This is a genomic window from Micromonospora sp. NPDC047670 (genome assembly GCF_043204915.1).
Classification (GTDB): Bacteria; Actinomycetota; Actinomycetes; order Mycobacteriales; family Micromonosporaceae; genus Micromonospora.
The window spans coordinates 33,452-47,628 of the sequence record NZ_JBIDDA010000002.1 but is presented as its reverse complement, the minus strand read 5'-3'; the positions used below and the strand labels follow the sequence as shown (position 1 = coordinate 47,628).

At 73.3% G+C, this 14,177-nt stretch carries 9 protein-coding genes and 2 tRNA genes; 5 read left to right on the top strand and 6 right to left on the bottom strand.

Annotated elements, in window-relative coordinates; genetic code table 11:
- Window positions 1-18: 18 nt before the first annotated feature.
- Together ACGF7U_RS04840 and ACGF7U_RS04835 are read right to left on the bottom strand one after the other, a co-directional pair.
- On the bottom strand, window positions 19-1,056 hold the full coding sequence (locus tag ACGF7U_RS04840) for a hypothetical protein (RefSeq protein WP_393103023.1): 1,038 nt from the start codon (window positions 1,054-1,056) through the stop codon (window positions 19-21).
- Entirely contained in the window at window positions 1,056-1,325 is a 270-nt protein-coding gene (locus ACGF7U_RS04835; RefSeq protein WP_393103021.1) for a hypothetical protein, read from the bottom strand. The genes ACGF7U_RS04840 and ACGF7U_RS04835 overlap by 1 nt, the downstream gene beginning before the upstream one ends.
- Before the next feature lie 540 nt (window positions 1,326-1,865).
- Here ACGF7U_RS04835 and ACGF7U_RS04830 point away from each other — a divergent pair.
- The 3 genes from ACGF7U_RS04830 to ACGF7U_RS04820 all read left to right on the top strand — a co-directional run bounded on the left by ACGF7U_RS04830 (window position 1,866) and on the right by ACGF7U_RS04820 (window position 5,857).
- Entirely contained in the window at window positions 1,866-2,231 is a 366-nt protein-coding gene (locus ACGF7U_RS04830) for a hypothetical protein (protein ID WP_393103019.1), read from the top strand.
- A 115-nt stretch (window positions 2,232-2,346) separates the two neighbouring features.
- Complete coding sequence (locus ACGF7U_RS04825) at window positions 2,347-4,608, top strand: DUF4153 domain-containing protein (RefSeq protein ID WP_393103017.1); 2,262 nt, start codon at window positions 2,347-2,349, stop codon at window positions 4,606-4,608.
- A 109-nt stretch (window positions 4,609-4,717) separates the two neighbouring features.
- Complete coding sequence (locus tag ACGF7U_RS04820; protein WP_393103015.1) at window positions 4,718-5,857, top strand: WD40 repeat domain-containing protein; 1,140 nt, start codon at window positions 4,718-4,720, stop codon at window positions 5,855-5,857.
- Between the two features lie 100 nt (window positions 5,858-5,957).
- On the opposite strand, the gene ACGF7U_RS04815 is transcribed toward ACGF7U_RS04820, so the two are convergent.
- The 4 genes from ACGF7U_RS04815 to ACGF7U_RS04800 form a co-directional block, all read right to left on the bottom strand.
- A tRNA-Ile gene (locus ACGF7U_RS04815) sits at window positions 5,958-6,034 on the bottom strand.
- A 206-nt stretch (window positions 6,035-6,240) separates the two neighbouring features.
- The gene (locus tag ACGF7U_RS04810; protein ID WP_393103013.1) at window positions 6,241-7,479 is read right to left on the bottom strand and encodes an NAD(P)/FAD-dependent oxidoreductase; all 1,239 of its coding nucleotides are present in this window, start codon (window positions 7,477-7,479) and stop codon (window positions 6,241-6,243) included.
- Window positions 7,469-9,589, bottom strand: a complete 2,121-nt coding sequence (locus tag ACGF7U_RS04805) for an MMPL family transporter (RefSeq protein WP_393103011.1) — start codon at window positions 9,587-9,589, stop codon at window positions 7,469-7,471. The genes ACGF7U_RS04810 and ACGF7U_RS04805 overlap by 11 nt, the downstream gene beginning before the upstream one ends.
- A gap of 185 nt (window positions 9,590-9,774) precedes the next feature.
- Window positions 9,775-9,847, bottom strand: a tRNA-Asn gene (locus ACGF7U_RS04800).
- A 271-nt stretch (window positions 9,848-10,118) separates the two neighbouring features.
- Between ACGF7U_RS04800 and ACGF7U_RS04795 the strand changes: the two genes are divergently transcribed.
- Window positions 10,119-10,496, top strand: coding sequence for a hypothetical protein (locus tag ACGF7U_RS04795; RefSeq protein WP_393103009.1), 378 nt, complete (start codon window positions 10,119-10,121; stop codon window positions 10,494-10,496).
- 281 nt (window positions 10,497-10,777) lie between these two features.
- Entirely contained in the window at window positions 10,778-14,107 is a 3,330-nt protein-coding gene (locus ACGF7U_RS04790; protein WP_393103007.1) for a ThuA domain-containing protein, read from the top strand.
- Window positions 14,108-14,177: the final 70 nt, after the last annotated feature.

Sequence of the window (14,177 nt, the reverse complement as noted above, 5' to 3'; positions counted from 1 at the left end):
CCGACGCCGCCGGAGCGGTCAGACGTACGGCCGGGTGGCGTACGCGGTCCGCAACGCGGCCAGCCCGGCCGACTTCGGCGACAGCGTGCCCCAGCCGGAGTTGAAGTAGTTGGTCCGCGCGATCCGGGGCCCCCGCTCGGCGTTGAGCTGGGCGACGGCGGCCGGCACGGTGGCGATCCACGCCGCCTGGTCCGGCACCTCGGCCACCCGTACGCCCCACTCGGCGATGATCACCGGTCGGGAGAGCGCGACCGGCCCGAGGTCGGCCACCGCCCAGTCCTTCGTCCGGCGGAACCGGGCCAGCGCCGTGTGGGTGGGGCTGGTCGCGTACGCGTTCCACTGCAGGAAGTCGAGCCTGGCCATCAGGGCCTCCGGATGGGTGCGCTGGAAGCAGGCCCGGTCGAAGCCGCCCACCCCCACGGAGAAGGTGGTGTCGGCGGGCAACTGGCGGGCCCGGAACCAGTTCACGATGTACGTCATCGCCTGCACCGCGCGGGCGTCCGACTGCGCCCACGTGTAGGCGACGCCGGACTCGGTGGTGCCGAACTCGTGGTCGGTGTCCAGCTCGGAGGCGAGCTGGATGTTCACCCCGAACCCGAGGGTGCGGTACTGGGACAGGGCGCGGGCGAACAGCCCGTCGCAGTGCCCGGCCAGGACCTGGCTGTAGCCGTACGCCCGGGGCCAGCTCGTGCCCGGTCGCTGCTGGATGGTCATCGCGGGCGCCGGGACGGTGTGGGTGACGCCGTCCACGGTGAAGGTCTGCGGCCCGGCGTTGGGCGCGCCGTAGTGCTTCAGCTCCAGCACCATGTTCATCCGCACCCCCGCCCGGCCCAGGGTGACCAGCCATGGTCGCTGGTAGCCGGGGAAGGTGTAGCCGTCGGCGAAGCTGCGGTACTGGGTCAGCGAGCGGAAGTTCCCGCCGGCCATGTCCGCCGTCGGGTCCGCGCCGCCGGAGAGGTAGTAGCCGCCCAGCACGGGCGGGGCGATCGTGTAGTCGGCGGTGGCGGTGGCGGTGCGCCCGCCGTTGTCGCGCACGGTGACGGTGACCCGGGGCATCACGCCACCGCCCGGTAGACGGCGACCGAGCCGTTGTCCGACAACCTGGTCCAGGTGCGGCCGGAGCTGTCGGTGACGGTGACGGTGAGCGGGTCGATGACGGCGGTGACCTTGACCGGGGCGCTGCTGTTGCCCTGCGCGTCGGTGACCACGATCGTGACGGTCACCGGCTTCGTGTCGGTGTCGCCGTAGGTGACCGTGAGGGTCATCTGGTCGCCGGGTGAGTAGGTCGAGGCGTTCAGGGACGCGGTCGCGGTGGGAGCGGCCATGGCCGGCTCCTCTCGTGCTCGGTTGCCGGACCGGCGACTCGTGGCCACGGTCGGGCCCGGCGGGGAGGATGGGTCTGGCGACGACCGGTCCGCCGGCACGCGACGGCGCGGCCGGGGACCGGTTCCGAGGTACGGCTCGTCGATCGCGCTCGTCTCGGGGTTGCGCGGCTCGACGGCTGCCAGGTGTGACGTCGGTGTCGGTGCGGCGCACCGGCCCGGCGCCCGGATCGGTGGGCTGGCGGAGCGCGGCCTCGCGGTGCGCGGCCGGCCGGCGCTGCGCTACGCCGGGGCCGTCGCGGGGCCGGGCTCGGTGATGGCGGCGTCGGCGGGGACGGTGCTGTCCCCACCGGGCCCGAGGAATGGGATGTGGCCCGCCATCCTTACGCCTCTCACCTGCTACAACAGTGCGTCGCGGAGGCGGCCGGCGTCCTGTCGGCTACCCGACACCGTCGCGTCGAGCTGGTCGCGTGCCGGCCCGGCGACGCCCCGCCACCGGCCACCCGGACGAACGGACCCGCGATCGTCACTTGCCTCAGCCTGGTGTCCGAGGACTCGGAGGGAGCGGTGGAGGTGTGCGCACCCACCGAGGGCAGCGTGGAGCCCCACGGACGGATCGGTGTCCGGCTCGAGCCGGCCCGCGCGGAGGTCTTCGTGTCGCTACCCTCCGCCCTTGCCACGTACCCCGCCGTCCTCGCCGCCCACGACGCCGTCTCAAGCTGGTTGCAGCGCAACGGGTCGCCCCTGAGCGGGCCGGCCCGGAAGATCTCGTACCCCGGTGCCCGGGGTCCCGCCACCGGGGAGCTGACCACGGACGTGGCCTACCCCCACGTCTGCGGCGGCGCCTGCGCCACCCTGCCCACGGCCGCCTGGCCCGACGACCGCTGGACCGAGCGGCACCGGACCTGAGCGGCCGATCCCGCCGGCGACGCCTCGTGCGGGGCGGCTCACGGAGCGTCAACCGGGCGGCGACGGGATCAGGATCGGTCGTACAGTGTGCGGGCCATTCGATCGAGGAGGGTCCGTGACCCAACCGCCACCGGTGCCGGGATCCCCGGAGACGACCGGCGCGCCCGCGAGCCCCGGCGGCGAGAGCCCCGGCACCGCGACGCCGTACCTGCTCGTCATGCCGCCGACCGACGGGGCGCCGTCCCCCATGGTGTGGCCCGGCCCGGAGGGCGCGCCCGCCTGGGCGATCCCGGTCAGCATCCCGGCGGGCACACGCGGGTACGCCGTGTTCATCCCGTTGCTCCCGTCCGCCGCGCCGGCACCGCCGGACGCCGCCACCGACCCGGCAACCGCCGCGCCGACGCCGCCGGGCCCGGCCACCGGCGTGACGGCCGTACCGACGCCGCCGGGCCTGGCCACCGACGTGACGGCCGTACCGGCGCCGGCGGGTGCGGGCGCCCGCCCGGCGGCCGTGCCGAGGCAGGCGGACGGGAAGGCCAGCCCGGGCCCGACGGCCACGGCGGACGCGGTGACCGGGCAGGCACCGCCGCCCGCCGAGGCGCCACCCGACGCGCGGTCGGCGCAGCCGTCCCCGGCCGGAGCCCCGGCGCCCTCCCCCACCGACGCCGCGCCGCCGTCCGCCGCCGCGCCGCCCGACCCGGGCACGTCGCCACCACCGGCCACCGCGGCGGCACCCGCCGCCCCGCGAACCGTCGCCGCGCCGGCAACCGTCGCCGCGCCGCCGCCGGGCGTCGGTCCGTACCCGGCGCCGCACCTGACGGGCACGCCGGTCACGTCGCCCATGCCGTACCGCGGCTACCAGCCGCCACCGGTCCGGCCCTCGTTCCTCCAGACGCGGTGGCCGGGACCGAAGGCGGCCCGCGACCGGTCCGTGCCGGCCGCCGTCCTCACCGGAGCGCTGGGGCTGGCGTGCTTCGTGCCGCTCACCCGCACCGGCATCGGCTGGTTCCTGGGCTGGCTCACCCTGACCGTCGCGGTGGCCGTCGCGGTCCGCCGCACCGGCGCCGACCTGCCGCGCGCCGAACGGTGGGTCCGCGCCGGCTGGGCGGTGGCCGCGCTGGCGCTGCTCTCGGTCCTGGCCTTCCGCAACGCCTGGTGGCTGGTGACGTTCTGCGTCCTCGGCGCGCTCGGCTGCGCGACCCTCGCGATCGTGGGCGGGCGGCTCGTACGCTCGATCCTGTTCAGCCTGGTGGCGGCGCCGTTCGCGGCGCTGCGGGGGCTGCCGTGGGTGGGCGGGCACCTCCAGGCCCCCGCGAAGCCGGGCCTGGCCCGCCGCGTCGTCGGGTCGGCCGCGGTCACGGTGGCCGCGCTGGCCGTCTTCGGCGCGCTCCTCTCGTCGGCCGACGGCGCCTTCTCCGCGGTGCTCGGCGGGCTCATCCCGGAGGTCAACGCCGGCGCGGGGTTCGCCTGGCTCTTCCTCGCCGGCATCGGTGGGCTGAGCGCGGTCGCCGCCGTCTACACGCTGGCCGCGCCTCCCGACCTGTCGACCGTGGACCGGCCCGGCACGCGCCGTCTCGGCGTCCTGGAGTGGGCACCGGTCATCAGCGCGCTGACCCTGCTGTTCGGCGGTTTCGTGGCGGTGCAGTTCACCGTCCTGTTCGGCGGGGAACGGCACGTGCTGCGCACCGCCGGCCTCAGCTACGCCGAGTACGCGCGCAGCGGGTTCTGGCAGCTCGTCGTCGTCACGATGCTGACGCTGGCGGTGCTCGCCGGGGTGGCCCGGTGGGCGCGGCGGGAGCGACCGGTCGAGCGCCACCTGCTCCGGGTCCTGCTCGGCCTGCTCAGCGCGTTCGGCTTCGTCATCGTGGTGTCGGCGCTGTCGCGGATGTACACGTACCAGAAGGCCTACAGCTTCACCGGGGAGCGGCTCTTCGTGATGGCGTTCGAGCTGCTGCTCGGCACCGTCTTCCTGATGATCCTGGTGGCCGGGATCCGGTGGCGGGGAGAGTGGATCCCCCGGCTGACCGTGGCGCTCGCCGTGGCGATGCTGCTGAGCCTGGCCGTGCTCAACCCCGAGGACTACGCGGCCCGCCGCAACATCGCCCGCTACGAGCAGACGGGCAAGATCGACGCCTGGTACCTGCGGGCGCTCTCGGCCGACGCGACGCCGGCCCTGGCCGGCCTGCCCGACCCGGTGCGCCGCTGCACGCTGAGCTGGATCGCCGACGACCTCGACGAGCCGGACCCCTGGTACGCCTGGAACCTGGGCCGGGTGCGGGCCCGCGAGGCGCTCGACCGGGCCGGTCCGGGCGCGGTCGGCGGCCGGCGCGACTGCAAGGCCGCCGACCAGTTCGACCTGCCCAAGAGCCGCCGGTGACGGACCCGGTGCCCCCGTCCGGGCGGGGGCACGGCGTCGCACCGGTCACCAGGGCTCGGGGATGTATTCGGGGCAGAGGGAGACGCGCTCGACGCGCTAGATTCTCCCGATGATCAATGCTCTGTTCGTCAGTGACGAGATGCCAGGCGGCGGGATCGGGGACATCGCGGCGGTCGAGGTGGACGGCGCGCTGACCGTGGTGGGCGTGTCCCGCTGGGGCCGTGACGGGGTGTGGGTCTGGGAGTCGGCACAGAACGTCTGGCGAAACCTGGTGTTGCCGTTCGCCTGCGCCGCGGATCCGCAGGCGGCGCAATATCCGGACGCCGGAAACGAGTTGGACTCGGTGGCTTTGGCCGTCTCTGGCGGACGGGTGGTGTTGGCGGCCGGTGGCGATGAACAGGGTGTCGCGTTCTGGGATGTCGGCACCGGCGAGTTGATCAGCGGGACCTCCTTCGACGCCCCGTACATCGCGGCGGTCGCGGCCCTGGACGGTGGGGACGGTCTGGCGCGGTTCGCGACGTGTAGCGGAGTGCACTGGGACGGCATCACGATGTGGGAACCGCTCGGGGGGTTGTCTCCGGTCGAGCTGCCAGAGTCCACCGTGGATGCGCTCGGCACGGGCAGTTTCGAGGGCCGTTCGCTGGTCGTGGCTGGCACTCGTGAGGGCGTCACGTTGTGGGACGTGGACTCGCGCGAGCGGTGGGCCTCGCTGTACACCGACGGCGAGGACGAGGACGAGGAGATTGACGACTACGACGAGGACACCGACGACGAGCGAATCCACGCCGTCACCCTCGTCCAGCAAGGCGGTGGCTTGGCGGTCGTGGCGTTGACGGATACCGGAAGCGTCCTGGCCTGGACGCTCCCGTCGCCCCGCCAGGCCGGGTCGGCTCGCGAGCTTGCCCGCGAGCGGCTGAAGCAGGTTCGGGCGGGCCTGCGTGACGATCTCGACGAGCCGGACGAGGAGATCGAGCCGATCCGGGACCCGTTCGACGGGCACGAGGGCTCCATAACCACGTTGGCGACCGGCGTCGTCGACGACCGTCCAGTCGTCGTCACCGGCGGCACCGACGGAACCGTACGAGTCTGGGACCTGTCCGACGGGCGGGCGATCGGCGCTCCGCTGACCGGTCATCGTGGTTCGGTACGCAAGGTGGTGACCGGCACCCTACGCGGCCGACCCGTTGCCGTGAGCGCCGGCGACGATCGGACGGTCAGGGTCTGGGACCTTGTCACCCAAGCGCACTGAGCAGCAGGACTTCCGGGGGTTGCGGGAGTCGTCGGAGCGTTGACGCCCAGACGCGCGCAGTGCCGTGGCCAGGGCAGCCAGGCTGGCCAAGTGTTTGTGCTGGTGGGGCGGGCGGGACTCGAACCCGCGACCGAGGGATTATGAGTCCCCTGCTCTAACCGGCTGAGCTACCGCCCCGGCACCGCGCCGGATCTTATCCCGCCCGGTCGATCACCGGCCAGCACGAACCGACGCTCCGCTCATCGGCGTCGTCGGCGCGGCGGCACGATGGGCAACGCGAGGATAACAGTGAGGAGTCGACCCGACGCGCCCCGCGCCCGCCCGGCCGTCGGCGTCGGCCGTCGAGTCGGGCGCCTGCGGCGGCGGGTTGCGGCGAGGGCGGCTCAACCGGCGCGCAACTCCGACAGGACGGCCCCGGCGGCGCGCCAGCCGCTGGCCAGCGCGCCCTGGATGGAAGGGCTGTCGCGGTGGTCGCCGGCCACGAAGAGGCCCTCCCCCAGCGACACCGGCTTGCGCAGCCGTCCCTGCGGCGGCGGCGCGGCGGGCAGCGCGTCGGGGATCGACACCGTGGTCAGGTGGGTCCAGTCCGCCGTGGACCGCCCGTAGAGCCGGGTCAGCTCCGCCCGCACCGTGGGCTCGGGCGGGGGCGACGGGCCGACGACGGAGGTGGCGACCAGGTGCCGCCCGGCCGGCGCGTACGTGGGCGCGGCCCGGCTGACCACCACGGTGTTGGCGAGGATCTCCCGCCGGTCGCCGTCGACCAGCAGGATCGGTTCGTCCAGCGGCGCCTCCGGGGCGCTGTGGTAGTACGTCGTGTAGCTGTGGGTGCGTACCGCCGGCAGGGTCGGCAGCAGGGTGGTCGCCGCCGGCGGGTCGACGGCGACCACGACGGCGCGGCAGCGGATGTCGCCGGCCTGGGTGCGGACCCGGCCGGGCGCCACCGCCGAGACCGGGGTGTCCAGGTCGATCAGCTCGGCCGGGAGCGGGTCGGCGACGGCGCGGGGCAGCGCGGCCATCCCCTCGGCGGGCAGGCCGATCCGGCCGCGCGCGAACGACCGCAGCACCATCGCCAGCACGTGGCTGGAGGTCTCCAGCTCCCGTTCGACGAAGACGCCGGAGAGAAACGGCCGCAGCAGCTCCTCGATGATCCCGTCGGAGAGACCGGCGCGGCGCAGCGCCGTCTCGGTGGTGCTCTCCGGCGCGGCGAGCAGCCGTCCCTTCGGCAGGGCGGCGCAGCCGGTGGCGAGCGCGGCGAAGCGCAGCCGGTCGAGCAGCGAGCCGACGCCGGCCAGCGCGGTGCCGGGCGCGCCGGTGGGCTCGCGCAGCGGGTTGACCAGGCGGGCGAGGCGGTCGCCCCTGCGCACCAGCACGCCGGCGGTGAAGTGGCCCAGCCGCAGCCGGTCGACGTCGAGCAGGGTGCCGAGCCGGGGGTAGGCGGTGTTGAGCACCTGGAAACCCCGGTCCAGCAGGTAGCCGTCGACCGCGTCGGTGGCGACCCGGCCGCCGAGCCGGGCGCCGGCCTCCAGCAGCCGCCACGGCACGCCGGCGCGGTGCAGCCGCCGGGCCGCCGCCAGGCCGGCCAGGCCGCCGCCGACCACGACCACGTCGGTCTCAGCGCGCATGTCGCGCCTCCCGCTCACCGTTCGTCCGGGACAGCCGGCCTGGCCACCAGATCTTCGGGCCGATGTCGTACGACAGGGCGGGCACCAGCAGCGAGCGGACGACCACGGTGTCGAGCAGCACCCCGACCGCGACCGCCACGCCCAGCTCGACAAGCACCACCAGCGGCAGTACGGCGAGCGCGGAGAAGGTCGCGGCGAGCACGACCCCGGCGGAGGTGATCACGCCGCCGGTGACGGCGAGGCCGGTCAGCACGCCGGCGCGGGCGCCCCGCCTGGCCGACTCCTCGCGGACCCGGCTCATCAGGAAGATGTTGTAGTCGATGCCCAGGGCGACCAGGAAGACGAAGGCGAAGAGCGGGAACGAGGCGTCCACGCCGGGGAAGTCGAAGACGTACCGGAAGATCAGCGCGCAGAGGCCGAGGGTGGCGGCGAAGCTGAGCAGCACGGTCGCGATCAGCAGGAGCGGCGCCAGCAGCGCTCGCAGCAGCAGGGCCAGGATGATCGCGATCACCACCAGCACGACGGGGATGATCACGTTCCGGTCCCGCGTCGAGGCGTCGGACGTGTCCACGTTGATCGCGGTGAAGCCGCCGACCACGGAGCCCGAGCCGGGCACCGCGTGCACCGCCCGCCGCAGCTCGCGGACGGTCCGCTCGGCCCCGTCGCTGTCCGGCGGGTCGGCGAGCGTCGCCTCCAGTTGCACCGTGCCGTCGACGACCTTCGGTGCGGCATTCGGGTCGGGCGGGCCGGTCCGCGCGCCGGTGACCGGCCGCACGGCGGCCACCCCCGGCACGCCCCGGGCGACCTCGGCGACCTGCCGCGCGGTCTGCTGGGTGATAAAGATGGTGGCCGGGCTGCCGGTGCCGGCCGGGTAGTGCCGGGCGATCACCTCCTGGCCGGCGACCGAGTCGGTGCGCTCGGTGAACAGGTCGGACTGGCCGAGCGTGGTCGCGCCGAGCTGGGTCAGGCCCAGCGCGAGCGCGGCCAGGGCGAGGGTGGTGAGCACCCAGACGGGCCGGGCCCGCCGGGCGACGAAGCCGGCGATCCGGCTCCAGATGCCGTGCTCGGTGCGCGGGTCGGCCCGGTCGAGCCGGGGCCGGCGCGGCCAGAACGCCCACCGCCCGCCGAGCACCAGCAGGGCGGGCAGGAAGGTGAGCATGACCAGCAGGGTCGCGGCGATGCCGATGGCGGCGACGGGGCCGAGCGCGCGGTTGGAGTTCAGGCTGGACAGCAGCAGGCAGAGCAGGCTGAGGGTCGCCGTGCCGCCGGAGGCGATGATCGCCGGCGCGGCGCCCTTCCACGCCGCCCGCATCGCGTCCCAGGGGCGCTCGTGCCGGTGCAGTTCCTCGCGGTAGCGGGCGACCAGCAGCAGCGCGTAGTCGGTGCCGGCGCCGAAGACGAGCACGGTGAGGATGCCCTGCGCCTGCCCGTTGAGCTTGATGACGTCGGCGTCGGCGAGCAGGTACACGAAGACGGCGGCGAGCGCGAAGGACATCCCGGCCGCGAGCAGCGGGAAGATCCACAGGACCGGGCTGCGGTAGACGACGAGCAGGATGACCAGCACCACGCAGAGCGTGACGATCAGCAGGGTGCCGTCGATGGCGGAGAAGACCTCGATCAGGTCGGCGAGCAGGCCGGCGGGGCCGGCCACGTCCACGGTGAGCCCGTCGCGGTCGCCGCCGGCGAGGTCGCGCAGTTCCCCGACGACCGTGCCGATCCGTTCGCCGTCGGATTCGTCGATCGGCACCACCACCTGCAGGGCCTGCCCGTCCTCGCTGGGGATCGGCGGCGGCAGCGGCCCGACGACCCCGGGCACCCGGGCGAACCTGGCGGCGTCGGCGACCGCCCGCTTCGTGTCGGCTCCGGTGATGCCGCTGGCGCGTTCGTAGACCACCAGGGCCGGGGTGGTCTGCCGATCGACGAACCGTCCGGCCAGCTCCTGCGCCCGGGTCGCCTCCGCGTCGGTGGGCAGGAACGAGGCGTTGTCGTTCGTCGCGACCTCACCGAGCCTGCCGGAGAACGGCCCGGCGACCGCCCCGACGAGCAGCCACGCGAGCACGAGCGCCACGGCGGCGAGCGTGATCCTGCCGTGGCCACCTCTTCCGGGCATCCGCACCCACCCCAAGAATCGACGCGTCGATCGACGCAGAGGGGGAGCTCAGGCCGACCCCGTCCATCCTGCCGGCCGGGAGCGCCCGCGGTGGCCGAAACGGAACCGCCCGCGCCCTCGACCGTCCGGGGCGGGTACGACGGCGAACGCCCGCCGGCGGGGCCGACGGGCGTCAGTTGTGGAAGCTCCCCCGTTTGGACTCGAACCAAAAACCTGCCGGTTAACAGCCGGCTGCTCTGCCAATTGAGCTACGGGGGACCGCTGTGTCGTCCGGTGCGGATCTCTCCGCGCCGTGCGACGGGGACAAGAGTACAGGACCCAGGGGGGTCGTGGTCCAGGGGGTTACCCCTGCGACCCGTGCCCCGTCGACACGACAATAAACCAGACAAATCGTCATCACGGCACAAGGAGGCATGAGCGGAGAGCAGGATGGGTAGTTAGCTGCGGACAGAGGACACAGGCGCGATTTGGTCGCCTCCGGCGGGGTAAGCCGCTGGACGACGGCGCGTCAGGTACGGAAGGAGCCGCCATGCGCGGAAAGATCATGTTTCTTGGCGGGCTGGCTGCGGGATTCGTCCTGGGCGCCCGTGCCGGTCGGGAGAAGTACGAGGAGCTGGTGATCCGGGGCCGCAAGGTGCTCGACCACCCGACCGTCCAGGAGGCGGCCGGTGTCGCGCAGGCCCAGGCGACCCGCATCTACAGCGAGGGCAAGGACAAGCTCGGCCAGTCGAAGCTGGGCGAGAAGCTGGGCACCAACGGCAACAAGCAGGAGCTGACCGCCGCCGACGACGCGTTCGCCGGCACCCCGGCCACGGTGGGGGCGAAGACGAGCACCGGGTCGTCGTCGGCCACCACCACGCCCCGCAACAAGCCGTCCAGCTCGGGCACGAACGCCAGCACCCTCTGATCGCACCTTCGAGCGGGCCGGTCGCCACCTGGCGGCCGGCCCGTCTGCGTGCGTCCGCAGGGCATCACGCCCACACCGCGGCCCGCCCCGTCGCCACTTTCGCCACGCTGGAACGAAAGTTCGCCCGATCCAGCCAAAACTTCTGCCGCCAACCTCTTCTCTTTGCTCCGAGGCGCAAATATCGTCTCGCGTAGAACCTGGCCAGGCTCTTGGTACTCCCCGCGACCTCCTCAGCGACGTCCCGGCGCTGAGGCGGACCCGCCCGACCAGAGCGAGGTTCGATGCGCAGACCGATCGGCCGAAGGGCCGCCACCTACCTCAGCCTTCTCACCCTCGTCGGCGCGACGCTCGTCGCGACGGCCCAACAACAGCCGGCACCGGCGCTCGCCGCACCGGCACCGACCAGCAACGGCATCGAGTACAAGGTCCTCGTCTTCACCCGGTCCGCCGGTGGCAGCCACACCGCCACCGCCGCGGGCGTCGACGCGATCCGGCAGCTCGGCAACGACCGACGCTTCACCGTCGAGGTCACCGACGACGCCCGCAAGTTCGACGAGGCGCACCTCAAGCAGTTCCGCGCCGTGGTGTTCCTGAACACCTCCGGCGACGTCCTCACGGACGGCCAGCAGACCGCGTTCGAGCGGTACTACCGCGACGGCGGCGGCTTCGTCGGCGTCCACTCCGCGATCGAGGCGGAGCCCGGCTGGTCCTTCCTGGACAACGTGCTCGGCACCCGCGCCGTGGGCGCCGCGTCGGCGCCGGCCCAGGCCACGGTCACCGTCGCCGACCGGGTGCACCCGGCCTCGGCGACGCTGCCGGAGCGCTGGACGCACACCGACCGGTGGTACAACTTCGCGGCCAACGTCCGGGGCGTCTCGCACGTCCTGGCCACCGTCGACGAGAAGACGTACGTCGGCGGGTCGATGGGCTTCGACCACCCGGTCACCTGGTGCAAGGACCACCAGGGCGGCCGGTCCTTCTACACCGGACTCGGCGCGACACCGGAGAGCTACGGCAGCACCGACCTGCGGGCGCACCTCGGCGGCGCCATCCAGTGGGCGGCCGGCGTGACCACCGGCGACTGCGGCGCCACCGTGCTGGCCAACTACCAGATGGAGGTCATCGGGGCGCAGCCCAACGTCAACGAGCCGATCGGCTTCGACGTGCTGCCCGACGGCCGGGTGATCCAGACCGACCGTCGCGGCGGCGTACGCCTGCACGACCCGGAGAGCAACGAGACCACCGTGCTGGCCCAGATCCCGGTCTACACCCACAGCGAGGACGGCATGTACGGCCCCGCGATCGACCGGGAGTTCGCCACCAACCGGTGGGTCTACCTCTTCTACGCGCCCCCGCTGGACACCCCCACCGGAGGCGCGCCGACCACCAGCACCGATCCGGCGGCCTGGGACCGGTGGAAGGGGTACTTCCAGCTCTCCCGGTACAAGTTCGTCGACGGCGAGACGCCCTCGCTGGACCTGGCCTCGGAGCAGAAGATCCTCCAGGTGCCGGTCGACCGGGGCGCCTGCTGCCACGTGGCCGGCGACATCGCCTTCGACTCGAAGAACAACCTCTGGTTGGTCACCGGCGACGACACCCCGGCCGGCGGCGGCGGGTCCGGCGGCTTCTCGCCGCACAACGACTCGGTGAGCGCCACCGGCGTGTACCAGGCGCCCTTCGTGGACGCCCGGCGCAGCTCCGCCAACACCAACGACCTGCGCGGCAAGGTGCTGCGCATCTCGGTGCGACCGGACGGCAGCTACACGGTGCCGGAGGGCAACCTCTTCCCGGAGGCGCAGGACACCGGCGACCGGACCCGGCCGGAAATCTACGCGATGGGCCTGCGGAACCCGTTCCGGATCACCCTCGACGCCGACGACGTCGCCTACGTCACCGACTACTCCCCCGACTCCTCGACCGCGGCGGTCGGCCGGGGGCCGGCGGGCACCGGCCGGATGATGGTGGTCGACAAGCCGGCGAACTACGGCTGGCCGATGTGCGTGCAGCCGAACCTGCCGTACATCGAGATGAACTGGACCACCAGTCCGATCTCCCCGGTCGCGCCCTTCGACTGCGCCGCGCCGCGGAACACCTCGCGGCACAACACCGGCCTGACCGAGCTGCCGGCGGTGGAGAAGTCCGAGCTCTGGTACTCGTTCCAGGCGCCGACGCCGTGCCCGGAGTCCTACCTGTCCACCCCGACGCAGACCTGCCCGGTGCTCTTCCCCGAACTCGGCACCGGCGGCGTCGGGCCGCACGGCGCGGCGAAGTACGACTTCGACCCGGAGCTGAGGTCGGAGACGAAGTTCCCCGCGTACTTCGACGACGCGATCTTCTTCGGCGAGTTCACCCGGGACACGCTCAAGGAGGTCCGGCTCGACGGCCAGGGCGACATCCTGAAGATCAACAACGTGCTGAACTGCGGGCAGGCGCCGACCACGCCCGCGAAGCCGTTCCTCTGCGACAACCCGATGGACATGAAGTGGGGCCCCGACGGCAACTTCTACCTGCTGACGTACGGCGACGGGTTCTTCAACGTCAACCCGGACGCGGCGATGCTCAGGTTCAGCTACGTCAAGGGCCTGCGGGCGCCGAACGCGGTGCTGACGGCGACCCCGACCAACGGGACGGCGCCGCTGACCGTCGCGTTCTCTAGCGAGGGTTCGAAGGACCCCGACCCGGCGGACTCCATCTCGTTCGCCTGGGACTTCGACGGCAACGGCACGACCGACTCCGTCGACCCGAACCCGACGCACACGTACACCGTCAACGGCGTGTACACCGCGCGCCTGACGGTGACCGACTCCAGCGGCAAGAGCGCCTCGGCCAACACCACGATCACGGTGGGCAACACCGCCCCGACCGTCACCGTCCAGACACCGATCGAGGGCGGCTTCTTCGACTGGGGCGACGGCATCCCGTGGTCGGTGACCGTCACCGACCCCGAGGACGGGCCGGTGGACTGCGCCAAGGTCGAGGTGACCTTCGTGCTCGGTCACGACCAGCACGGCCACGGCGAGGCCAACCAGTTCGGCTGCTCCGGCGTGCTGCCCACGGAGGCCGACGACGCCTCCCACGGCGGCTACATCTACGGGGTGGTCAGCGCCTCCTACACCGACCGCGGCGCGAACGGGCAACCGGCGCTGACCACGGTGGACCAGCAGATCATCCAGGCCAAGCGGCAGGAGGTCGAGTTCGCCGCCGACCAGTCCGGCACCACCGTGGGCACCAGCGCCGACACCGGGGGCGGGCAGCAGCGCGGCAGCCTCGACCCGGGCGACTGGATCGCGGTGAACAACACGGTGAACCTGCGGAACATGCAGTCGGTCACCCTGCGCACCTCCGGCGGCAGCGCGGCGACCGCCGGGCAGCCCCGCTTCGCCGTCCAGTTGCGGCTGGACTCGCCCACCGGCCCGCTGCTGACCACCGCGACGGTCAACGCGACCAGCGGCAACAACGCCTTCACCAGCACCACCGTGCCGATCACCGACCCGGGCGGCAGCCACCGGCTCTACCTGGTCTTCGCCACCGTTCCCGGCGGTCCGGCCAGCGGCTTCGGCAACCTCAACTGGATCGAGTTCGCCGGCCAGGGCATCGGCGTCGCGCCCTAGCCGCCGCCGGTGCCGGACCACCGCCGGTGGCCCGGCACCGGCTCCACCACCCACCGCACCGAGAGGCAGC